Origin of the sequence: Emticicia agri (assembly GCF_004168285.1) — a bacterium.
Classification (GTDB): Bacteria; Bacteroidota; Bacteroidia; order Cytophagales; family Spirosomataceae; genus Emticicia; species Emticicia agri.
In genome coordinates this window covers 53601-77305 of the sequence record NZ_SEWF01000025.1, presented here as the reverse complement: position 1 = coordinate 77305, position 23705 = coordinate 53601, and the positions used below count along the sequence as shown (strand labels likewise).

Here is a 23705-nt window from a genome sequence, read left to right as displayed (position 1 = left end):
ATAAAACCTAACACTTGCTACTTTTATTCTTAAAAATAGCTAATTCTACCTATTTTTTGTACTATATTTCTACTCATAACCTGGTTATTAACCTTAATTAACATTATTTCAATCTCTCTTAACCTATGTTTAATAGTGTGGTTTCTACTTTTGTTCAGACAAAAATTAAAACCACTTATGAAAAAGCTTTTCATTCTTCTTTTATTGACAATACCCGGTTTTGCACAAAAAATAACTATCAAAGGCATCGTTACCGATTCGGCTGCTGCGCCCTTGCAGTATGCAACGGTACTACTGCTGAGTCCGAAAGATTCATCATTAGTGAATTTCGGGCGTACCAACGATAGGGGTACTTTTGAATTAAAAAACCTGAATTCTGCCAACTATCTGTTTAAAATTACTTATGTGGGGCATCAACCCTATTATAAACTCATTGTGCCCGATGGAGCGGCCGGAGTAGATTTAGGCACCATCAAACTACAAGCCATCAGCAAAGTATTGGCAGAAATAACTGTAAAAGGCGAAAAAGCGCCTGTAAGTATCAAAGGCGATACCGTAGAATTTAATGCAGGGTCTTTCAGAGTAAAACCTAATGGGGTTGTAGAAGACTTACTGAAAAAGTTGCCGGGTGTAGAAGTAGAAAAAGACGGCACAGTAAAAGCACAAGGGCAAACCGTGAGACGAATTACGGTAGATGGTAAGGAATTTTTTGGACGAGACCCTAAAATGGCCACTAAAAACCTGCCAGCCGATGCCATAGATAAAGTACAGGTATATGACAAACGTTCTGACCAGGCTGATTTTACAGGAATTGACGACGGCCAACGTGAAAAAAATATCAATCTGAAACTGAAAGAAGACCGCAAGAAAGGCGCTTTTGGTAATATTACGGCAGGAGCAGGGCTTGACGAACGATATTCAGGACGGTTGAATATTAACCGGTTCAATAAAGACAAACAATTTTCGGTGTTGGCAATGGGCAATAATGTGAATCAGCAAGGCTTCTCAATTGATGATTACATGAATTTCTCGGGTGGTTTAATGCGAATGATGGGTGGGGGTGGACAAGTTCGCCTGCAATTCAGTGCGGATAATGATGGGGGAGTACCATTGAATTTCGGCAACCGCCAGAATGGATTTGTACGAAACTGGGCCGGAGGACTCAACTTCAATAACCCTCTTACTAAAAAGACTGAGATTAACGGTAGTTATATGTTCAATAATATCAACCAGATTATTGACAAAAATGTAAACCGTCAGAATTTTCTACCCAATGGCGATAGCTATACTGCCTTACAGAAAACCTCACAGAATACGCTGAATGATAACCACCGACTCAATTTTACGCTTGACCAGAAAATTGACTCTATGAACTCGCTGAAATGGTCGTCTTATATCAACTATAACCATACCACAGCTAATACTTTGAGCGAGAGCCAGTCATTGAATAGTGCTGATGTAGTAGAAAATGAAGGTAACCGGAACTATGGCGGTAGCAGCGAGGGGTTGAGTGTGAATAGTAATTTATTATTCCGTCATAAATTCCATAAAAAAGGCAGAACACTCTCGACCAATCTTAATTTTCAGATAAATAATACCGATAGCAATGGTGATTTGTCTGCTTTGAACAAATATTATACAGATGGCAATCTGACCCGCACAGATAATATCAGACAGAAAAGCACCCAGAAATCAGACCGCATAAATTATGGAATGAATGCCTCTTACACCGAGCCACTCGGCAAGCGCAAGTATCTGGAAGTAAATTATGCCTTGCAGAAGAATGATTATCTTTCTGATGCTTTGGTGAATGATATTAAAGATGGGGTACCTGTTTACAATAGTCAGTTAAGTAATAAGTTTGAAAGTAGTTTTCTGTATAACCGTCTGGGGGCCAATTTCAGACTGGTGCAAAAGAAATACAATTTCTCTACAGGTGTGAGTTTCCAACACGCTAATCTGAGAGGGAAAATGCTATTATTAGATAGTGACATCTTAAGAACTTTCCAGAATATATTACCTAATATGCATTTCAATTACGATTTTCAACAAAGCCAGCATTTGAGATTCGACTATGAAACCAATTTTCAGGAGCCTTCTATTACGCAGTTAGCCCCTATTACTGATAACCGTGACCCACTGAATATTTATGTAGGTAACCCGAATCTAAAACCGGAGTATATTCACAGATTTGGCTTGAATTATAACTCATTCAATCAGTTGAATTTTACTAACTTCTTTGCAGCAGCTAACTTAATCTATACCACCAATAAGATTAATAATGCACAGGAAATCAGCCCGACCTTTGTACAGACTTCTCAGCCTATCAACGTAAAAGACGATTACCTGTTGACAGGAAACCTGAATTATGGTTTCAGAATCAAACCAATTAAAGTAAGAGTTGATTTAGGCGAACGGGTAATGATGAACAGAGGTATCAACTTTGTGAACGACCAGGAAAACCGCACCAAAGGTTTACAGGCATCTACCAGTCTGCGATTAAGCTATCAGGTCGATAATTTTGATGCCTCGGTTGAAGGACGTATGATTTATAACCAGACGCACTACTCGGTAAACAAACAGATGAATCAGGAATATTTTAATCATATATTTTCTACAGATTTGAACTGGACAATTACCAAAAACCTGGTATTCGCTACTGATTTCGATTATAATGTGTATTCAGGTCTGACAGGAGGATTTAATCAGAAGATACCACTATGGGCTATGTCGGTCTCAACTTTCTTCCTCAAAAACAGACGTGGAGAATTGAAGCTATCAGTAAACGACTTATTAAACCGCAATACGGGCATTAGCCGTACGGCGCAATTAAACTTCGTACAAGACGAACGTATCACCACTTTAGGCCGATATTTCTTGTTAAGTTTTACATACGCTCTGAAAGGCATCAACCCGGCGCAGAGAGGAGGGGTTAGGATTATCCAGCGGTAGGGAGGAATTTAGTGAATTGGTGAATAAATGAATAGTGAACAATTGTGTAACATTGACTTGGCGTCCCCGTGTTCTTTGTGTACATAGTGGCATTCACTAAATCGCTCATTCACACATTCACTCAATAATATTTGTTTAGTTTAGTTTGTTGACAGATTAGGCAGCTATCTTATGGCTGTCTATCTTTTTAGGTCGTCAATCATTCTTATATAGAGGTCTTCTACTTTTTTTCTTGCCCAGGGTGTTTTGCGCAGAAATGTAAGGCTTGATTTAATACTCGGATTATTGGCGAAACAATTGATACGTACATGGTATTCCATCTGTTCCCAGCCATGATAGGCCACCAGTTCGTTCAGAATCATTTCAAGCGTTTTGCCATGAAGCGGATTATTGGGCTGTTCCTGAGTCATTTTTTGCCTTTGCTTTTCTTGCGTTTCATTTCTTCAAATTGCTCGGCCTCTTTCAACAAGGCTTTCAAATCTGAGCTTGTAGTATCTTTCGAGAAATCTATGGTAGCGGCATAGTCCATTTTATCTAATTCCATTACCTGAATGGGCTTGGTCAGAAATGTTTCTATTTCGGCTAAAATCGGCTTTTCTTCGGTACTGCAAAAAGAGAGGGCATTGCCTTTTTGTGTACCTCTGCCTGTACGTCCTACCCGGTGTACGTAATTTTCGGGTACATCAGGCAAATCGTAATTGACTACATAATCTACATTAGGTATATCAATCCCTCTGGCACTTACATCAGTAGCAATCAGCAGTCGGGCTTCGCCTTTTCTGAATCGGTTCAATACCTGTAGTCGGTCTTGTTGCTCTTTATCGCCATGTAGTGTTTCGGCTACTATATTCACTCGCTCCATCGCAGCTTTAACACGCTCGGCACGCACTTTGGTGCGTACAAAAACTAAAATTTTGCTTTCAGGATGTTCGTTAACCAGCCGTTCTAAAAAAAAACGTTTGTCGTCCATTTCAACATAGAGCACCGCATGCTGGATATTCTTCGCCACTTTATCATTAGGCGAAATCTGTATTCTGATGGCATTATGTACCAGCGAATACGCTAATTTCTTAATGGTTTCGTTAATGGTAGCCGAGAAAAACAAAGTCTGGCGTTTGCGGGGAAGAAACCTGATTAAATCCTGAATATCTTTGATAAAACCTAAGTCAAGCATGTGGTCGGCTTCGTCTAATATCAGAATTTCTACGTGGTTAAGTTTCAGATGCCCCTGACTTACCAAGTCAAACATGCGGCCGGGCGTAGCAACCAGTACATCAATGCCTTGTTCTAATTTCAGAATCTGGGGGTCTTGTTCAACCCCACCAAAAAGCGAAAAGGTTTTTACTTTTGTGCCTTGCCCCAATTTCTGAAAAACCTCGGTAATCTGAATTGCCAGTTCACGTGTCGGTACCATTACCACACAACGAATGGCATCTGCCCTTGAACTCTTTTTGGTATCATTTATCAGGTGCAATACCGGAATAGCAAATGCTGCCGTTTTACCCGTGCCCGTTTGGGCAATAGCCAATACATCTTCACCACGCAAGATAGGGGTGATAGACTTGTACTGAATATCAGTAGGGCGTTTAAAACCTAAACGTTCTAAATTCTGCTTGATTTCCGGCGCAATGCGGTAGTCGTCAAATTTCATTTCTTTTTGCGTTTATCATAGCCTTTGCCAATGCCTCTGAAATTTCCGGTAGCTTTTCCCTGCTGATTGATTTTAAAGTTTTTGACTGGTTTAGGGGTTTCTTTTTTCTCCGAAATACCCACCTCTAAGGTACGTCCCATTAGTTCAGTTCCATTCAACTCATGAATCGCATTTCTTACGGCGTCTTCATCGGACATATCTACAAAGCCAAAACCTTTGTTCTGGCGTGTTACCTTATCTTTTACGATTTTTACTGAGGTTACTTCGCCATATTTTTCAAATAAAGCCCTTAAATCTTTTTCTTTCAGTTTGAAAGGAATACTCCCCACAAAAATATCCATTGCTTTGGTTGGTATGATTGAGCCGCAAAAGTACGAATAAATTATTTGTGGTGCGAACTTCCGGTTTGTCTTAACTATTATGGTATAATATAGCTAAATACTCATAGCCAAGTAGAGGTTTGCGCCACAATTGCTTACAAAGCCACTTCTAATAATTTCTTGAAAGATGGCTCAGAAATGATAATATCGGCGTGATGATTCACTAAATCATCTTTTGAGCAGAAAGCGATACCTAAACCTGCTTCTTTTATCATCCAGAGGTCGTTCATGCTATCGCCAATGGCAATACAGTTCTGTTTATGTATATTGTATCTTTCCAGAATGGCGGTCATTGCATTGGTTTTGCAGATAGAAAGCCTGTTGACACTCTTCGGATTGTTGAACAGATAAGACGGGATTTTTACCTCTCCTGTAGCTACGCCTTTCGAGAATTCCAGTTCATTGCCAAGCGAGAAATCCATACCCAATTTGTTTTTGATATGGTTGGTTACAAAATCATAACTATCCGAAATAATACCTGTTATATAGCCTCTTTCTTTTAGTTCCTGAATAATTATTTTTGTTTCCGGTACAATCTCAATAGTATCTAACAACTGTATTAACTCACCATAATTCCGACCTTTGAGCAAACTGGCTACTCTTTTGGTAATAATCACAGGGTCATGCTCCAGTGAGCGTATCTCCAGCAGTTCTTTTTTGAATTGAAATCTTTCAGCACAAGCATCTATAAATCTGCCCAGGAGCAGGGTATTGTCCATGTCGAAAATGATCATTTTCTTTAATTTTTTGAATTGGCTCTCTAAAGATACCTCCATTTGTGAGCGTATCTCTGTAATCGTTCCTAATTCTTCAAAATTAAAGTTAGAACTATTGTTAGAAGCAGCTTTTGAGATAATAGTCTGTGCTACTTCTTTACTCATTTTGCCTAATGCCTGCCATGGTTTGCTTTTATTTTCAATATAACCAATGCCTACTTCTTTCATGCGGGCATTCATCAGGTGCATATCAATCAGGATGCCAATATCTACGCCATAATCGTCCCTGAAATCAATCTGCTTTAATAGTTCTTTACGCCCGGCTATCATACCACTAAGTGGCTGGCTGAATGAAAGCAAATCAGGGAAAAATATACTTAGTAAAGGTTTCGCTACTAATTCGGTTACTCTGCCTGCATTTCGGTTAAAGGAAGATTTGGCAAAGTCCACCTCTCCCTGCAGAATAGGCTCTGTGAGTAATCTGATGGTGTGATGAGGATAGGGATTAATGTCTCCATCTAAAAAAACGAGAATGTCGTTTTTGGCAAACGATACACCATCACGCATAGAGGCTCCTTTGCCTAATTTAGTGCTGGTTACCACAGTAGCACCATGTTTCTGAGCGATTGACACAGTCTTGTCCTGCGACTTATCGTCTATAACGAGTACCTCTGTTACATGGGCCTGGTTTTTAGCAAAATCAACAACGCTTGCAATTGTTTCTTCTTCATTCAAGGTAGGTATAATAACTGAAATCATAGTTTTTGGAGGTTTTAGATTGAACAATTTTATACTACTGATTAGAAAATAACGCCTGAAAGGCACTTCTTAGTTCCTGTGGAAGTCTCAGCATATCGTGGAAACGTCTATTGTAAGCATACCTTAAAACGAAATTAAGGAAAAATCTTCAGTTAGTTAACCGGTTAATTATGAAGTAGTTTTATGCTTTATTAAGTGGCTTGGGTGTCAATTGGAACCATAAAAAATTAATTTTTCCTAAAGATAGCACAGAGCTATAAAGAATCTTTAGGGTTTTCTGTAAATTTGCCATTGAACAATGCACTTTCTCTGAAGTATTGACTTTCTACTTGCCCAATTTATTCCACATTAATTAAATAGTCTTATGCTTGCCATATTATTGATCGTTTTTTTTGTATTAGGGTATCTGGCTATTGCGTTTGAGCATCCGCTTGGCGTTAATAAAGCGGCCTCTGCCTTAATGACAGGCGTGCTTTGCTGGCTTATTTATTTTTTTGAAGCGCATGCAATCAATGAAGCCACCGAGCATCTGATGCACCATTTAGGCGATATAGCGTCTATTCTGTTTTTTTTGTTAGGTGCCATGACTATTGTAGAAATGATAGATTCGCACAATGGTTTTGAAATTATTACGCAAAAAATAAAAACGACTAACAAAGGGACTTTATTAATTATTATTACCACCCTTACTTTTTTTATTTCGGCACTCTTAGACAACCTGACTACTTCTATTGTCATGACCTCACTATGTGCCAAGATTCTGACCGAAAAAGAAGATAAACTCTGGTTTGCAGGGATGATTGTAATAGCTGCTAATGCAGGTGGAGCATGGTCGCCTTTGGGTGATGTAACTACTACTATGCTCTGGATTGGGGGACAGCTTACTGCGCTTAATGTGATGACAAAAACTTTTTTAGCAAGTCTGGCTGTATGCATTGTGCCACTGCTGATCCTGGTCGGAAAATTCAGAAAAGAAAAGATACCGAATCCATCGCTTAAAAGAGATAAAACCTCTAAAGAGAGCAATATTATTTTGTTTACCGGAGTAGGCTTACTGGTTTTTGTGCCTGTTTTCAAAACGGTTACACATATGCCTCCATTTATGGGAATGCTCTTGGCTTTGAGTATTATATGGATTGTTACCACCTGGATTCATGCCGATAAACATTACCAGGAAAAGAAGAAGCTAAGTGTAGCTACGGCTTTACAGAAAATAGATACGCCCAGTATTCTGTTTTTTTTAGGTATTTTACTGGCAGTAGCCGCCCTTGAATCATATGGTATGCTCAAAACTTTTGCTACGTTCTTAGATGGGACACTCAAAAATGATTACCTGATAGGCATAACTTTAGGTTTATTATCTGCTATTGTAGATAATGTACCTTTGGTAGCGGCGGCACAAGGGATGTACGATTTGAACACTTTTCCCCAGGACCATCGGTTCTGGGAATTTTTAGCCCTTACTACCGGAACAGGAGGCAGTACCATTATTATTGGTTCGGCGGCAGGCGTAGCCGTAATGGGAATCGAAAATATAGATTTTATGTGGTACCTGAAACGCATCAGCTGGTTGGCATTGGTAGGTTTTATAGCAGGTATAGTAGTGTTTATCGGGCAGCAGTGGTTGTTTCATAACTAACAAATATATTCCTCACCCTAAAGGTAGTAGCTATTAGGGTGAGGACAAATCATCTTTAATTAGTACGAATCATAATTCTTGGCCCTGCACTCCCTGGCTGCATACCCATTTCTTTCATGTAATCGTCGCGAATTTTCTTAAATTCTTTATTACTTACTTTTTTTCCACCTGTTGGCACTTTTATTTCGTTGCCGAGTTTCTTCAATTCAATTTTAGAAGCAGTAATCAAAGTAGAACCATCATTCAGGTCAGCTTGAAGAATCAAACCGGGTAAGCCCCAGAAACCCTGTGGACCTGCCGGACTGATTAAGGCCTCAGTGTACCAGGCAACTACTTCCTGTTTGGTTTCTTCGTTAAAAAAAGTAGCTTTTTTGCAATCATAGCCAGCTATCTTCTTGGTTTCGTCCACAAATTTCCACGGACTGGTTTTTAGCGAATCTTCAATACGGAATTTCTTTCCTGCAAAATCGGTCAGTGTTACAAACTTGGAGGCTTCAAAATTGCGGTATAAATCCATCTGCGGACGTGTAAAACGCATCTGCACATTTCCTCCACCGATGTTTCCGTTTATCTCCTCAGGGTCTTCCTCAATGTTGGTATATAACGATTCAGTAGGAGTAAAATACAGGCGGTTTTTACTGGTTCTGAACTCAGGAATCATGCCTTTCATGTTTTCCTGGTCTTTGCCTAAACCTTTGTGCATGTTTACTTTAAACTCATAGTCAATAACACCTTCCTGCATTTGTGCCATAGCTAACTGGCTGATAACTAAAGCGATAAATAGAAATAACTTTTTCATCTGATTCTGTTTTGAAATGTTTTCAGCAAAATTAGAATGCTGACCTCAGCCAGCAGGTTAATCAATATTGAAATAATGTTAATTAAGGTTAAAAAATGGCTATGAAACCAAAAATGTCTTTTATTTTCGTAGCAGTGTTTGGGAAAAGGATTATTGATTAAGAAATTAATGGCAGGAATAAAAAATCGGACACATTTTATATTGATAGGTGTGAGCTTATTGGTGCTGACACTGTTTAATATTTTCTGGCTCCGGCAAAACTACACAGAGCAAAAAAAGAATCTGCAGAAAGACATTACCAACAACTTTGAGAAAACAGTGTCTAACATGCAGGATTCGCTCATTAAACGCAAGGTGGACTCTTCGCTGAAAACAGGTAAGGTGGTAGTAACTGCCAAAAAGAAAAGGCCTGTTAAAAAAGCAGATAGCCCTATGAGTGTTGAGAAGATGAGAGGCATATTCATCAGCAAAAGATTTCCGCCAATGCCGCATGATAGCCTGAGAGGAAAGACCTTGACCATTTACGCAAAAAATCAATTCAACTTTATTGACTCGACAGGAAAAGATATGCTTTCCAGAATGATACAGTCGATAAAAGTAGATTCAAACCATAGTAATATCAGAATACAGTTAAAAACCTCTGCCGACTCATTGGGTGATGGAATCCCTAATCGTCCACGCCAGATTATGCTGGTTTCTGATATGCGATTTGACTCTGTTACCAAAAGAGAAAAAAAAGAATTTAATCAGGTTTATTTCAAAGCTCAACCAAAGAAAAGTGCAGCACCTCAGAATATTGTGATAAATCTGATAACTGATACACTGAAACCTAAAGAGATTAAACAGAAGTATCAGGCAAAATTATTGAAACAGCAAATCACAGTTCCGTTTGAGGTAGCCGTAAATAAAGCGGCTCAGGTTGATACATCTGCTAAACTGCGGGCTCAGGTACCATTTGACGGGATTGTATATCAGGCCAATTTTGCGGACCCTGACTGGTTTCTTATCAGAAAGATAGTTCCGCAGATACTATTTTCAATTTTCCTGATAGCTATTACAAGCCTTTCGTTCTGGCTGATTTACAGAAACCTGCAACAACAAAGAAGGTTGACAGCCCTAAAAAATGATTTTGTAAGCAATATTACCCACGAACTTAAAACACCTATTTCAACAGTAAGTGTGGCTATTGAGGCACTAAGCAATTTTAATGTATTGCAAAACCCGACACAGACCAGAGAATACCTTGAAATATCAAAAAATGAATTGAACCGCCTGTCTATACTGGTTGATAAAGTGTTAAAAATGAGTGTTTTTGAGCAGAAAGAATTAGTATTGAATACAGATAGCATCAATTTCAGCAGTCTGGTAGAAAGTGTACTGGCTACCATGAAACTACAATTTGAAAAATGTCAGGCGCACGTAAATTTTGATTTATTAGGTAAAACATTTAACATCATCGGCGATTCTATTCACCTGACGAATGTAGTGTATAACCTACTGGAAAATGCCCTGAAATACAGCAAAGAACCTGAAATAAACGTGATATTGCAGGAAAACGAAGAGAATCTGCAATTGAGCATTGAAGACAATGGCATGGGTATTTCAGAAGAATTTCTGCCTAAAATATTTGATAAGTTTTTCAGAGTACCTACCGGAAACGTGCATAATATCAAAGGTTACGGCCTTGGGTTAAGTTATGTAAAAAATGTAATAGAACGCCATAATGGCACTATAGAGGTAAACAGCAAAATAGGAGAGGGCAGTACGTTTATTTTGAGATTACCCATTCATGTATGACGATTTTTTAAATCGTCGTTCGATGAACTTGCGGTTTTTTATATATCAAAAGAATACCTTATGAGAGAATTATGAAATTCTGCCGAATTTCGACGATTTAAAAAATCGTCATACAGAATAAAAAAATGACAAAAATCTTATACGTAGAAGACGAACCCTTTTTGGGAAAAATAGTGAAAGAAAGCCTTGAAAGTCGGAATTTTGAGGTGAAAATGGTAGCAGATGGGAATCTGGTATTAAAAGCATTTGAGCAGTTTAAACCTGATATTTGTGTGCTTGATGTAATGCTTCCTAATAAAGATGGCTACACCATAGGAAATGAAATCAGACAACTGAAACCTGCTTTGCCCATTATTTTTCTGACTGCTAAAACCCAGACTGATGATGTGCTGAAAGGATTTCAGTCGGGGGGGAATGACTATATCCGAAAGCCCTTTAGTATGGAAGAACTGATTGTGAGAATTAACAACCTATTGTTGTTATTGAACAGTAAAGGCGTAACACCAACAGGCAGCATTATATTAGGTAAATATGAGTTTCTGCCTCAGAAATATGAGTTAAGGCTCAATGATAATTGCAGAAAACTCTCACACAGAGAAACCGAACTACTGAAGATTTTTACAGAGAACAGAAATTTTACTGTAAACCGTAAAGAAATATTAATGAAAATCTGGGGCGATGATTCTTTCTTTAACTCTCGAAACCTGGATGTGTATATTACCAAACTACGCGATTACCTGAAAGAAGATGAAACCTTAGAGTTAATGACCATTAAAGGAGTTGGCTATCATTTTACCACACCTACGGTTTAGCTAATCATCTTTCAATACATAGCCCATACCTGTTTTGGTATGTATCAACTTTGGTTCAAAATCTTTGTCTATCTTTTTACGCAGGAAATTAATATAGACCTCAATTACATTCAGGCTGTTTTCGGCATTGTTACCTTCCCATATCCTCTCGGCAATTTCGGTTTTTGAAACAACTTTTCCTTTATTGCGGATTAAATATTCTAACAAAGAAAACTCTTTGGGGGTCAGTTCTATTTTAGTGCCCTGCCGGGAAGCTATTTTACTTTCAAGGTTTATTTCCAGATCGGCTATTCTCAACAAACTTGACGCATTAGGCTCGTTTTCGGCATAGGCTCTTTTCAGAAATACATTTACACGTGCCAGTAACTCACGGTATTCAAAAGGCTTCACTATGTAGTCGTCTGCTCCTTTTTCAAAACCTAATATCTTATCGTCGGTTTCTCCTAAAGCTGTCAGCATAATAATCGGCACCTGGCTGTCTTTTTCACGGATTTTAGCGCATACTTCATAGCCATTCATCACCGGTAAGTTGACATCAAGAATAATGAGGTCATATTTACCGCTCAAAGCCAGCCGCAGCCCTATCTGCCCATCAAATGCCACAGAGGTATCAAAATCTTTCTCCGCCAGCCCTTTGCTGATATTTTCGGCTAAACGTTGGTCGTCTTCGACGATGAGTATTCGCTTTTTTTCCATAAGTTTTGAATCATCCACGCTATACCAATGACCAATATGCAGCCAATGGGGTTAAACCAAAGATAAGCAATCCATTCTGTTTTTAATATCAGCTGCGGAATCCCGATTCCTAAGATAATACCCTGGCTGATAACTGCTGCCCAGAAAGTGGCAGTACCACCAATGTTTTTGAAATAGAAAGCCACCAGAAATACACCTAAAATGATGCCATAGAATAATGAACCTAATACGTTGACAACCTCAATCATATTGCCCAGTTCGCTGGCATATTGTGCCACAAATATACAAAAAATACCCCATAAAACTGTTGAAACTTTTGAGGCATTCAATTCTGCCTTTCCGGTCGGCGGGGTTTTGGCATACTTGCGGTAAACATCTACAACAGTAGTAGCCGCCAGTGAATTATAAGCCGAAGCAATAGACCCCATAGAAGCCGCAAAAATAACGGCTATTAACAGCCCAATTAAACCATGCGGAAGATAATCTAACACAAACCTGAGAAAAACAAAGTCACGGTCGTTGGTAGTAGCAGCGGGGTTATTTTTCTTGATTAAACCTACTACCTGAGATTTTACATTTTTACTTAAAGAGTCTGACTCTTTCAGCGATGCTTTATAAGCCGATAATTGCTGGTCTTCGGCATCGCCAATATTGCTTAATAATTGTTGTTTTCTTTTGGCAATTGCTTCATGCTCCTGTTCTAATGCCTGTAACTGTGGCGCATACTGGCTGCTGCGCAGCTTATCAACCTCAACTTTGTTGAAGAAAACCGGAGAGGTATTGTATTGGTAAAACACAAAAACCAATACCCCTACCAACAGGATACAGAATTGCATAGGCACTTTCAACAGACCGTTCATTACCAGACCCAGACGGCTCTGGTTGGTAGATTCTCCGGTAAGGTAACGCCCTACCTGCGACTGGTCTGTACCAAAATAAGAAAGCTGTAAAAAGAAACCCCCGATAAGCCCCGACCAGAGATTGTATCGGTCTTTTGGGTTAAACTCGAAAGATACTAATTTCATGTGTCCGGCTTTACCTGCAATTTTCAAGGCTTTAACCAGACCAATATTTTCAGGAAGCATCTGCAATACAATTACTCCTGCTAAAAACATGGCTACTGTAATAACCAGCATCTGCTGCACGTGAGTATAGGAGATAGCTTTAGTACCACCTATTACGGTATAGGTAAGTACCAGCCCACCCATAATGATATTTGTCCAGAAAATATCCCATCCAAAAATAGTGGATAGAATAATAGAAGGGGCATAGATAGAAATTCCGGTAGAAAGGCTACGTTGTAGTAAAAACAGGAAAGCCGTGAAAATACGTACTTTACCATCAAAACGGTGTTCGAGATATTCGTAGGCCGTATATACTTTTAATCGGTGAAAAATCGGAATGAATGTAATGCAAAGCACTATCATGGCTAAAGGTAAGCCGAAATAGAACTGCACAAAGCGCATACCATCGTCGAAGCCCTGTCCTGTGGTTGATAAAAATGTAATGGCACTTGCCTGAGTAGCCATTACAGAAAGCCCCACATGATACCAGGGCAATGATTGGTTGCCTAAAAGATAGCCGTCAATATCCTTATCCCGATGGCTTTTATAGACACCATATACAATGATAATCAGAAGGGTAACCGTAAGAAGAATCCAGTCGAGGTTGCTCATGCAAAATAGAGGGTGAAAAGGTAGAAAAGGATAATTGTAATAAGCAAGGCTCCGGCAACTAAGGCATATACGTTTCGCCAGGTACCAAGAATAGGAGCTTGCTCACTATCCTCTTCAACAGGGGTAGTTTTTTTAGGCTTAGTCATAATTTATTAAAGGTGATATAGATGTTTTATTTAATTGCCTAATAGCAATTTTTCAGGCTTCAATAATCATTTATGCCCAAAACCATATTTTATTTATCATTAGGTTTCGAGGGAACATCTTACTAATATCAGTTATATAGGAAGATATTTGTACTGTCAATAGACGAAACTTTTATTTTAGTAGACCCTTTCAGATACCATGCAGGTCGTTTTAAAAGTAAGAAAATAATTCAGTAACCTTTATTTCTTCTCTAAAACAGCCATCAATTCTTTAGCTTTTGGCATAAGATTACTTGAGGGATACCCCTGAATAAATTCGTTCAATGCCTGCTGATAGACCTCTCTTTGCCCCGTCTTAGCCAGTAATATAATGCGCAACATGGCAAATTTGTCTTCAATACTGGTACCTGTATAGGTTATCAACCCATCTTCTGCCATTTTAAGTGCCGACTGGTAACTGTCGTTACTATATAAATTAAATGCCTGCGAATATACCACCTGTGCTTTTGATTCGGTATCGCTTGTGATACTTACATTGCCTCTGATTAATTGCCTTGCGTAAGTGGATGCCGGAAATTTGCTGAGCAAAGTCGCACGGTAAGGACTGGTTTCCTGATTATCAGAGCTCAGTGCCAGTAAATACAATACCTCAGCTTCATGCACCGTTTTCGGGAATTTTGATAACAGGGTTTTAAAAGTGGCAATGGCATTAGCCGTTTCGTTAAACTGGAATTTGTATATTTTACCTAACTGATAATAGGCTTCTTCCTGTTTGCGCTGAGAAGCAACCAGTTTTTCAGGGCTTGTCGGAATCCTGGCATATAGCTCTTTTTTCTTGGCTTCTAATTCTTTGGCTGCTGCATCTGCTTTCTGTTGGGCAACTTCCTGGCGGCTGGCACCATTGGTTGGCGCAGTTTCATTACCTGCCACGCCCCGCTCTACTCTGAAACTGATTGAACCTGCCTCTTTGTCTTTTCTGCGCCAGTCGTCTTCTAACGGTCTGCTACCCCATATCTGTTGAAAATCGCTTTTATTTTTAGCTATTACCACAGGATCATACAGTTCCCATCTTTTAAAAGTTTCGTCTTTATCTGATAGTCTTTCTACGGCTACATTGTTGTTTTTTCGGGCTATCTGTTCGGCTAATTCCTGTGCTTTTTTAGCTTCCTCTTCTTTTTGCTGAATAGATTTTTCCAGAGCCTTATCTAAAGCCGCCGGATTCATAGCCGCCAGCCGTTGCAAACTGTCTTCTAACGTTAATACACGCTGGTATTTTACAAAATCACTTAAAGATAAAGCTCTTCTTGAGATTCGCTCATAATCAGGCGAATTCTTGGGCAAGGCTGTAAGTGTGCTATCATAATACAGACTTGCTAAATCATATCTTACCAGTTTGTTATAATGCAATTCGGCTAATTCCAGATAGGTATAGGCATTCTGTGCGGCATTACCTGTCGAATTTCTTAGCGAAGCATTATAGTATTCAATCGCTTTTGGGTAATTCTCTTTTTTAGCTTCCAGATTACCCATTGTATAGTAAATCTTGTCCTTTAAATCTGCATTTTTGCGGTCAAGCAACATTTTTCTGAAATTCTCCTGCACACCTGCCGTACTCCCTCTACGCACCACTGCTTCACCAAGCAGGGCATTCATACGAGAATAAAACTCCATGTCGTAGTTAGGTCGGTTTTTGGCAACGGCTAAATAATGTGGTAATGCTTTTCCTGATTGGTCTATCAAATCATACATCTGTGCTACTGCATAGTGTACCCGTGCGGTCTGCTCACTTTTAGACATCAGTTTCAGTGCCTCTTCTGCAATGGCTGCTGAGGTGGCAAACTCTCCTCTTCTCTGGTGTAAATAGGCTTTGGTCAGATAAAAATCTCGGGTATTGGCTTTGTTTAAATCAAGCGTTCTGATTACTTCTGATACTTTCAATGCTGTTTCAAAGTCTTTCTGCTCGGTATAAGAACGCATCAGCCAGATGAGAGCCATGTGTCGGCCTGTTTCGTCTTTGGTAGTAGTATTTACATATTTGAATACCTCAATAGCATTAATCTGGTCGCCTTTCATCAGACGGGCTTTACCTAAAAGAATATAGGCTTCTGATAAATATCTTGAGTTTGAATGTCTTTCGGCAATAAGAGAGGTTTTCTCAATAACTTCTTTCAGATTGGTAGCTACCGCCTGGGCTTTCACAGAGTCCATAGGCAACAGAATCGGCATTAAGGCACTGTAATTTTCTTCACGGGTTGCAAACAATTGCTTGTCTGCCTCTTTCATGTTTTCGCGGGCAATAATCAGGGAGTTAAAATAGGCGTTCGTATTATGCCACGCCTTACTGGTAGGCGAATTGGTAAACTGTGAACACCCTGCCGTGATGATTAAAAAGAGTATAATTACGGATAGTTTCTGCACTTCTGAATAGATTTTTGCGGTAATACGTCTGAATCGACTAAAGTCAATATCCCCATTTTAAACGATTGTCCGCTTAAAAAATTATCTAATTTAATGCCAAAAATAGTAAATGATTTGATGTGATGGTGTTTATTTTATTATTTGGTGGTATAATATATACTGCCTCCAGGTGATTTTTTTAAATCATTGCTCAATATTGGATATGAGTACGATTTAAAAAAACGTGATACATTATAGTATCTTCGACAGTTTCTCTTCACACTCACGCAGGGCGCTTTCATAGCCTAATTGAAACATTTCTTTGGCTTTCGACATATTCAAGCCATTATAACGGTAAATCTCATGAGGTTCAATACCAATATCGCAACGTTTCAATTTGTCGCCTGAATTGTTTCGGATGGCTATAAAAAGGCTTTTCATTAACACATCTTTTACAGAGTTAATGGCCGCATTGTTATTGACAGGCATCACATTTACCCCGATAATAAAATCACAGCATTGTTCCAATGGCCCAATTGGCAGATTATCGGTTACACCTCCATCAATAAGCGTTCTGCCTTGATAACGGATAGGCTCAAATATCCCAGGCAGGCAACAAGAGGCTAAAATAGGTTTGGCTAATTCGCCCTCATTAAAATAAACGGGTTCTCCGGCTTCAAGGTCAGTCGCACAGATTGTCAGAGGCATTTTAAGTTCTTCAAATGAATTATGTGGAATAAATTTCAAGAATAATTCTTCGGCCTTTTCGAGCTTAAATAAGCCAAAGCGATTGAAAGCAAACTTTAAGTGACTGAAAATACCCGCAGAAGCAATGGCTTCAAAAGCGTAGTCAGGAGAATATCCGGCGGCTATCATAGCCCCTACAATTGAGCCTGCACTTGTACCTGTAATCATGCTCGGTTTTAAACCTAATTCATCTAATGCTTTGATAACCCCTAAATGCGCAAAACCCCGGCTACCTCCACCCGAAAGTGCTAATCCTATTTTCATGCAGTTCAGAATTTATAAAATAAAATGTGCTACTTTTATTTTGCCACCATGTGTAGAGAAATTACAATGTTACACTAAGTAATCAATTGTGTAACATCGACTGGGTGTCCCCGTGTTCTTTGTGTACATTGTGGTAAATTTTTTCTATAGAACGCTTATACCTTTTAAAATACCTACAAATTAAACAAATCTGCTACCCTATATCCTTTTTCAGTCAGGTGTATATGCGCCGCATCATGCACAGGGTCATGGTCGAAGATGATTGTCCAGTTATTATCGGCCACTTGCTTTAAGAGTTGTTCTTTTTCGCTCATGGTCTGCAAGGGGCGTATGTCATAGCCCATCACATAGGGAATCGGCACATGCGCGTGCGACGGAATAGTGTCAGCAATGAATAAATACGTATTTTCTCCTTGTTTTATTTTGGGCATAATCATCTTTTCGGTATGGCCGTCAGCATATAATAACTCTATGGCATTGCCAAAGGTTTTTTCTTCTTTGTCTGTAAAATGTAAAGCACCTGTTTCTTGCATGGGCAAGATGTTTTCTTTCAAAAACGTAGCTTTCTCTCGTGGGTTAGGGTGCATGGCCGACTCCCAATGTGCCGAGTGTGTCCAGTACTTGGCATTCGGGAATGTTAATTCCAGTCTATCTTTTGCCGTATTCCATTTCACACTTCCACCACAATGGTCGAAATGCAGATGCGTACAAAGCACATCAGTAATTTCATCGGGAGAGTATCCGGCTTTTTTTATCGATTGAATCAGGTCTCCGTCGCCATGTCTGTAATAATAGCCCATCCATTTGGCATCCTGTTTATCTCCCATGCCGCTGTCAATTAAAATAAGTTGTTGTCCGGTATTTACCAACAGACAACGCATTTTCCAGCTACACAAATTGTTTTCGTCAGCAGGTATCTGCTTTTGCCAGATGGTCTTGGGCACTACGCCAAACATAGCTCCCCCATCTAATCTGAAATGTCCTGCGTCAATAACATGAATTTGCATATTCTTTACTAAATTTGAGATGAAAACCTTCGTTGTAAGAATGTCAGGTATGTGATAAATACCCGAATACAAACCCAAATATGCAAATACGTACCAAGATAGCCATACAATTTACGATAATAATCGCTTGTATTCTGATTATTTTCTCTTTAGCTGTCTATTATACTTCCGAAAATTTCAGAAAAAAGGAGTTTTATAATCGTCTGCACGATAGAGGACTTCTGACTGCTCAACTGCTTAAAGAATTAAAAATCACTGAGAAAGATAAGCGAAAGCTACGTGATGCCAATAAGTCTATTTTAGGAAAGCTGAATGTAGAAAAGGTGTTAATGTTTAATGATAAAGATGAATTGGTGTACGCCAGCTATGAAGCTGATTCTATTTATTATAACCCGTCTTTCCTGAAACGGGTAAGGCAACAGGAATACGTTGAAACCAGTGATTGGGACAATCAGGCTACAGGAGCATTATATACTGATGAAAACAATAAATCTTATGTGGTAATAGCCCAGGCCACTGATATTTATGGAAAAGAAAAACTACAGAATATCAGAGATACATTGATAACGAGCTTTGTGATAGGTATCACGCTTACAATTATCTTAGGGATTATTTTTGCCGGACAATCACTCAAGCCTATTGCTGAAATCAATGAGGAGATTACCAATATAACCGCTTATAATCTGAAACAAAAACTCAATGTGGGTAATAATAAAGATGAGATAGCGCAACTGGCCAATAACTTTAATCGAATGTTAGAGCGGTTGGAAACTTCTTTTGAACTCCAGAAAAGTTTTGTTTCCAATGCCTCGCACGAATTGCGTACACCTTTAGCTGCCCTTAAATCAGAGATTCAGATTGCTTTAGAGAATGAACGGACAACCGACGAATATAAAAATGTACTTAAATCATTATTGACTGATACGCAACGCCTGATACAATTGACCAATGGCTTGTTGCAACTGGCAAAATCAGAGAACCGTGAGAATAGTATGGCTCTGAAGCCTACCCGTATTGACGAGATATTGTTTAAGGCGCAGGAAGAAATCATGAGCCTGAATGCTGATTATAAAATTACTGTTGACTTTGACGAGATACCTGATGATGACGAATGGGTAACCGTAAATGGTAATGAAGCACTTTTACTGACGGTTTTTACCAATTTATTAGATAATGCCTGTAAATACTCTATGGATCACGAGGCAGAGGTAAAAATACGATTTAACGAAAAACAATGTATTGTGGCCGTAAAAGATAATGGCATAGGGATTCCGGAGAGTGAACTAAGTAAAATTTTTGAGCCGTTCTATCGTACGCATAATGCCTCAGGGTATCGTGGACACGGAATAGGCTTGTCGGTGTGTCGCCGGATAATTGATATTCATCAGGGGAAAATTGAGGTGCAGAGTCAGATAGGAAAAGGAAGCGTATTTGAAGTTACAGTGCCTCATTTATAGGTTTTTATTCAGGTGAATGGAGATTTAACAGTTGGAGCTTTGTAGAAAACGATTTTTAAAACAGCATTGCCTTTCAGAATTACGTTATATTTTTTAATGGTGAATATTGCTGTTATCTGAAAAATATAATGTAATTTAGCTGAAAAAATCTGCTGTACTTAAAAAGTCCACTTCTTCATTAAACAAATTTTGACCTACTTTTAACCTCGCTATCAAAACGGATTGTGATGAAATATTTTTACTTTTTTTGTTTCTTCATTGTAGCAGTTGCTGAGTCAAATGCCGCCCCTGATAAATCAGTCAAGTTTATTCGTAATGAAGGACAATGGGAGGCATCAGTACTTTTTAAGGCAGAGATTCCGGGCGGATATTTATTGGTAAAACGTACAGGCTTACAATACGTTTTTTTTGATACCAAAGCACTGGCAGCTTTACATGGTGGTGGAATAAAAGACGATAAAGGCGCAAGAGTAGCCCCTGGACCTATTAAAGGACACGCTTTTGAAATGACTTTTCAGGAAGCCAACGCTTCTCCTAAAATTGAAACAGCAGGTAAAAGTGAGACAGTTTATAACTTCTTTATTGGCAACGACCAAAGCAAATGGCGGGGAAATGTATCGGCCTACGACGAAATTTATCTGAAAGATATTTACCCCGACATTGATTTTAAACTCTACAGCTTCGACCAATCGCTCAAATATGAATACATTGTCAAACCAAAGGCTGATGTATCTAAAATCAGAATGAAATATGTGGGTTTAGACGAACTGAGCATACAGCATAAAAAATTAAGCTATCGTACCTCGGTCAATACTGTAACCGAGTTTGAGCCTTATTCATTTCAGGTAATAGGAGGTAAAACCCGAGACGTCCAGTCGGGATTCAGACTAAAAAATAATGAAGTACAATTTGAGTTCCCCGAAAATTATGAATCATCTCAACCGCTTACCATAGACCCCGAATTGGTTTTTTCGACCTACTCAGGCTCAAAGTCAGACAACTGGGCACAAACAGCTACCTACGATGCCGATGGAAATCTGTTTGCAGGGGGGTCTGTTTTTGGTGGCGAATTTCCGGTTACCAATGGAGCTTTTCAGGTAAATGCCGACCCGGGCAGTATGCCTAACGGCATGAACAATGTGAAGGGCTATGGCATTACAGATGTAGTGATTATGAAATTTGCGGGAACTGGTTCGCAGTTAATCTATGCTACTTATTTAGGAGGCGACGCTTCTGACGTGCCTCATAGCCTGATTGCCAACTCTAAAGGTGAACTGGTTATTTTTGGAACCACGGCTTCAAGCAATTTTCCGACTACGAATGCTTCTTACCAGAACAGGCACGCAGGCGGAAGCCTTTTTGGCGTGTATGGTTCGGTATCGACAGCTGACGAAGACCCCAATTTTACAGGGATAGGTTTTGAACGGGGCAGTGATATTTTTGTGGCAGTACTAAGCACCGATGGCAAAAAATTGGTAGGCAGTACTTATATAGGCGGTAGGGCTAACGATGGTTTTAACGATACCCGTGCGCTGATTATCAAAAATTATGGCGATGAGTTTCGCGGTGAAGTAGTGGTTGACAAAGACGATAATATTTACTTTGCCTCTATCACTGCCTCAACCGATTTTCCGGTGGTAAAAGCAAGTCAGCCAACCAAAGGTGCAGGGTATGATGCGGTAATCTGTAAACTAAACCCTACCTGTTCACAACTTTTATGGAGTACTTATCTGGGAGGGAATAATTTTGAGGGAGCATACGGAATAAAAGTTGATGATGCCGGGAAAGTATATGTATGCGGACAAACCTTTAGTGCAAACCTCTCTACTACTTCAGGCGTGCACGGTAAAACCTATTCGGGGAGTGGTGATGGATTCATTGCTAAATTCAGTGCTTCGGGTGTGAAGGAGCAATTGACTTATATGGGTACAGAGGAGGCAGACGCCAACTTCTTTTTAGAAATAGACACTGAAGATAATGTGTATGTCTTTGGCCTTACCCAGGGCGATTATCCGGTATCGGGCGATGTGTATAGTAATGCCAATAGCGGCCAATTTGTTCATTGTTTGGATAAGAACCTGTCAAAAACTATTTTTTCTACGGTTGTAGGTGCAAGCCGAGGCAGAGGTCGTATTGATATTGTACCTACCGCTTTTCTGGTAAACGATTGTGGTAATATTTATCTGGCAGGTTGGGGAGGTAAGGTAAATTCGTCGGCTACCAAAAATCTTAACCGCTTTAGTACTACTACCGGGTTGCCTGTTACGCAAGATGCCTATCAGGCTACTACAACAGGCAGTAATTTTTATCTGATGATTTTAGAGAAAAACGCTAAGTCATTACTCTATGCTACTTTTTTTGGTTCTGCTGCGCCTAAAGACGCATCAGGAGAAGTAGGCGACCATGTGGACGGAGGTACCTGCCGATTTGATAAGCATGGCTACATTTACCATAGTGCCTGTGCTTGTTTATCGAGAGGAGAAGACCAGATTGCTACTTTTCCTATAAAAAACGCCTGGCAACCTAAACACCAGAGTACCAACTGTAACATGGCTGCTTTTAAATTTGAAATTGATGCTTTGAAAGCCGATTTCGAAATCAAGAATGAAGCCAACCGCCTGATAACCGAAGTATGTGCGCCTGCCAAAATTAACTTTTATGACCTGAGTAAAGGCGCAAAAACCTACGAATGGGTGATTAATGAAAAGGTAATAACCCGAACAAAAGATATGTTATTGTATAACTTTACTACACCGGGTACTTATACCATTAAATTACGCATTTTTAATAAAATCACCTGCCGCGTAACCGATTCTACGGTAAAAACTTTTTTGGTAAAAGGCTTTGTAGCCAAAGCAAGTGGTGATACGCTTGTGTGCCCTAATTCGCCCGTTCAGTTAATGGCAGAGGGTGGCGAAAAATATACATGGTCTCCGTCGGCCAGTTTAAATAATGCAGGTATTGCCAATCCGGTGGCTACCCCTCAGAGTACGACTGAATATAATGTAGTGATTGAAAAAGAAGGGTGTACTGTTAATAAGGAAGTAACCGTTAAAGTAGAAGACAATAAGCCCGATTTTCTGGCCAATGGTGGTAAAGAAATATGCGCAGGGGAGAGTGTGGAATTAAAGGCTACCGGATATGGTACCAAATTTACATGGTCAGGGCCGGGTATACAGAATTCGTCGGGTACCAGTATTACAGTTACACCTAAGCAAACCAGTATTTATACGGTAACCTGTGAATACCCTGATGGTTGTAAACCAACCCGAACCGTAACCGTGAAAATTGATGATTCATTCAAACCTGATTTTGATTATTCTATTACGCAAGATTGTACAAAGCCTTATGAGTTGACTTTCACAAACAAAACCCAGAATGCTGCTGAATTTAAGTGGGGTATGGGCAATGCTGATACCTTGAGTGGATTGATACCGCAAAGCTACCGATATAGCAAAGGCGGTACTTTTCAGGTTACACTTAAAGCCTATAATAAGATTGGCTGTGAATTGTCTGTAACAAAAAATATTGATATTCCGGAAAATGAAGGGAAAGTGCCGAATGTGATAACCCCCAATAATGACGGAAAAAACGATAACTTCGTAACGGGCTTTAAAGATGTAACCATAGATATTTATAACCGTTATGGTAAACTGATTTATGCGTCGAAGGATTATCAGAACGACTGGGGGAAAGATATTCCATCAGGTACCTATTATTACATCTTCAGCACACCGTCAGGTTCTAATTGCAAAGGTTGGGTAACAGTTATTGATTAATCAGTTTTTTGATTTAACTTTGTAGTTAAAA

17 protein-coding genes are annotated in these 23705 nt (G+C 39.4%); 6 read left to right on the top strand and 11 right to left on the bottom strand.

Annotated elements, in window-relative coordinates:
* The first annotated feature begins 177 nt into the window (after positions 1–177).
* Positions 178–2952, top strand: a complete 2775-nt coding sequence (locus EWM59_RS16940; RefSeq protein WP_130022418.1) for an outer membrane beta-barrel protein — start codon at positions 178–180, stop codon at positions 2950–2952.
* A 179-nt stretch (positions 2953–3131) separates the two neighbouring features.
* Here the strand turns inward: EWM59_RS16940 and EWM59_RS16935 are convergent, their stop codons facing one another.
* The 4 genes from EWM59_RS16935 to EWM59_RS16920 form a co-directional block, all read right to left on the bottom strand.
* On the bottom strand, positions 3132–3362 hold the full coding sequence (locus tag EWM59_RS16935) for a VF530 family protein (protein WP_130022417.1): 231 nt from the start codon (positions 3360–3362) through the stop codon (positions 3132–3134).
* Positions 3359–4603 (bottom strand): DEAD/DEAH box helicase, encoded by a 1245-nt coding sequence (locus EWM59_RS16930; protein ID WP_130022416.1) that lies wholly within the window; start codon positions 4601–4603, stop codon positions 3359–3361. Before EWM59_RS16930 ends, EWM59_RS16935 begins: the two co-directional genes overlap by 4 nt.
* A complete protein-coding gene (locus EWM59_RS16925) occupies positions 4600–4944 on the bottom strand; it encodes an RNA recognition motif domain-containing protein (RefSeq protein WP_130022415.1) in 345 nt (114 codons plus the stop codon). Before EWM59_RS16925 ends, EWM59_RS16930 begins: the two co-directional genes overlap by 4 nt.
* A 134-nt stretch (positions 4945–5078) precedes the next feature.
* On the bottom strand, positions 5079–6458 hold the full coding sequence (locus EWM59_RS16920) for an HAD-IB family phosphatase (RefSeq protein WP_130022414.1): 1380 nt from the start codon (positions 6456–6458) through the stop codon (positions 5079–5081).
* 364 nt (positions 6459–6822) lie between these two features.
* Here EWM59_RS16920 and nhaD point away from each other — a divergent pair, with 364 nt between their 5' ends.
* Positions 6823–8097 (top strand): sodium:proton antiporter NhaD, encoded by a 1275-nt coding sequence (gene nhaD / locus EWM59_RS16915; RefSeq protein WP_130022413.1) that lies wholly within the window; start codon positions 6823–6825, stop codon positions 8095–8097.
* A gap of 55 nt (positions 8098–8152) precedes the next feature.
* Here nhaD and EWM59_RS16910 read toward each other — a convergent pair whose 3' ends face one another.
* A complete protein-coding gene (locus tag EWM59_RS16910; protein ID WP_130022412.1) occupies positions 8153–8896 on the bottom strand; it encodes a GLPGLI family protein in 744 nt (247 codons plus the stop codon).
* A 168-nt stretch (positions 8897–9064) separates the two neighbouring features.
* Here EWM59_RS16910 and EWM59_RS16905 point away from each other — a divergent pair, with 168 nt between their 5' ends.
* Complete coding sequence (locus tag EWM59_RS16905) at positions 9065–10693, top strand: sensor histidine kinase (RefSeq protein WP_130022411.1); 1629 nt, start codon at positions 9065–9067, stop codon at positions 10691–10693.
* Between the two features lie 125 nt (positions 10694–10818).
* Positions 10819–11505 (top strand): response regulator transcription factor, encoded by a 687-nt coding sequence (locus EWM59_RS16900; RefSeq protein ID WP_130022410.1) that lies wholly within the window; start codon positions 10819–10821, stop codon positions 11503–11505.
* Here EWM59_RS16900 and EWM59_RS16895 read toward each other — a convergent pair whose 3' ends face one another.
* The 6 genes from EWM59_RS16895 to EWM59_RS16875 all read right to left on the bottom strand — a co-directional run bounded on the left by EWM59_RS16895 (position 11506) and on the right by EWM59_RS16875 (position 18438).
* Positions 11506–12201 (bottom strand): response regulator transcription factor, encoded by a 696-nt coding sequence (locus EWM59_RS16895; RefSeq protein ID WP_130022409.1) that lies wholly within the window; start codon positions 12199–12201, stop codon positions 11506–11508.
* Entirely contained in the window at positions 12156–13877 is a 1722-nt protein-coding gene (locus EWM59_RS16890; RefSeq protein WP_130022408.1) for a sodium:solute symporter family protein, read from the bottom strand. The genes EWM59_RS16895 and EWM59_RS16890 overlap by 46 nt, the downstream gene beginning before the upstream one ends.
* The gene (locus tag EWM59_RS27660; protein ID WP_165372202.1) at positions 13874–14023 is read right to left on the bottom strand and encodes a hypothetical protein; all 150 of its coding nucleotides are present in this window, start codon (positions 14021–14023) and stop codon (positions 13874–13876) included. The genes EWM59_RS16890 and EWM59_RS27660 overlap by 4 nt, the downstream gene beginning before the upstream one ends.
* Before the next feature lie 240 nt (positions 14024–14263).
* Positions 14264–16441: a type IX secretion system periplasmic lipoprotein PorW/SprE gene (porW, locus tag EWM59_RS16885; protein ID WP_130022407.1), complete on the bottom strand. Its 2178-nt coding sequence runs from the start codon at positions 16439–16441 to the stop codon at positions 14264–14266.
* Positions 16442–16672: 231 nt separating this feature from the next.
* Positions 16673–17431, bottom strand: a complete 759-nt coding sequence (locus EWM59_RS16880) for a patatin-like phospholipase family protein (RefSeq protein WP_130022406.1) — start codon at positions 17429–17431, stop codon at positions 16673–16675.
* A 173-nt stretch (positions 17432–17604) separates the two neighbouring features.
* The gene (locus EWM59_RS16875; RefSeq protein WP_130022405.1) at positions 17605–18438 is read right to left on the bottom strand and encodes an MBL fold metallo-hydrolase; all 834 of its coding nucleotides are present in this window, start codon (positions 18436–18438) and stop codon (positions 17605–17607) included.
* Between the two features lie 80 nt (positions 18439–18518).
* Here EWM59_RS16875 and EWM59_RS16870 point away from each other — a divergent pair, with 80 nt between their 5' ends.
* Entirely contained in the window at positions 18519–19895 is a 1377-nt protein-coding gene (locus tag EWM59_RS16870; RefSeq protein WP_130022404.1) for a HAMP domain-containing sensor histidine kinase, read from the top strand.
* Positions 19896–20122: 227 nt separating this feature from the next.
* Entirely contained in the window at positions 20123–23674 is a 3552-nt protein-coding gene (locus EWM59_RS16865) for a T9SS type B sorting domain-containing protein (protein WP_130022403.1), read from the top strand.
* Positions 23675–23705: the final 31 nt, after the last annotated feature.

Coding starts and splice junctions, on each gene's coding strand:
- nhaD (WP_130022413.1), top strand. CDS start 6,823: ATGCTTGCCATATTATTGATCGTTTTTTTTGTATTAGGGTATCTGGCT.
- EWM59_RS16905 (WP_130022411.1), top strand. CDS start 9,065: ATGGCAGGAATAAAAAATCGGACACATTTTATATTGATAGGTGTGAGC.
- EWM59_RS16895 (WP_130022409.1), bottom strand. CDS start 12,201: ATGGAAAAAAAGCGAATACTCATCGTCGAAGACGACCAACGTTTAGCC.
- EWM59_RS16875 (WP_130022405.1), bottom strand. CDS start 18,438: ATGCAAATTCATGTTATTGACGCAGGACATTTCAGATTAGATGGGGGA.
- EWM59_RS16930 (WP_130022416.1), bottom strand. CDS start 4,603: ATGAAATTTGACGACTACCGCATTGCGCCGGAAATCAAGCAGAATTTA.
- EWM59_RS16870 (WP_130022404.1), top strand. CDS start 18,519: ATGCAAATACGTACCAAGATAGCCATACAATTTACGATAATAATCGCT.
- EWM59_RS27660 (WP_165372202.1), bottom strand. CDS start 14,023: ATGACTAAGCCTAAAAAAACTACCCCTGTTGAAGAGGATAGTGAGCAA.
- EWM59_RS16925 (WP_130022415.1), bottom strand. CDS start 4,944: ATGGATATTTTTGTGGGGAGTATTCCTTTCAAACTGAAAGAAAAAGAT.
- EWM59_RS16920 (WP_130022414.1), bottom strand. CDS start 6,458: ATGATTTCAGTTATTATACCTACCTTGAATGAAGAAGAAACAATTGCA.
- EWM59_RS16890 (WP_130022408.1), bottom strand. CDS start 13,877: ATGAGCAACCTCGACTGGATTCTTCTTACGGTTACCCTTCTGATTATC.
- EWM59_RS16940 (WP_130022418.1), top strand. CDS start 178: ATGAAAAAGCTTTTCATTCTTCTTTTATTGACAATACCCGGTTTTGCA.
- EWM59_RS16865 (WP_130022403.1), top strand. CDS start 20,123: ATGAAATATTTTTACTTTTTTTGTTTCTTCATTGTAGCAGTTGCTGAG.
- EWM59_RS16910 (WP_130022412.1), bottom strand. CDS start 8,896: ATGAAAAAGTTATTTCTATTTATCGCTTTAGTTATCAGCCAGTTAGCT.
- EWM59_RS16935 (WP_130022417.1), bottom strand. CDS start 3,362: ATGACTCAGGAACAGCCCAATAATCCGCTTCATGGCAAAACGCTTGAA.
- EWM59_RS16880 (WP_130022406.1), bottom strand. CDS start 17,431: ATGAAAATAGGATTAGCACTTTCGGGTGGAGGTAGCCGGGGTTTTGCG.
- EWM59_RS16900 (WP_130022410.1), top strand. CDS start 10,819: ATGACAAAAATCTTATACGTAGAAGACGAACCCTTTTTGGGAAAAATA.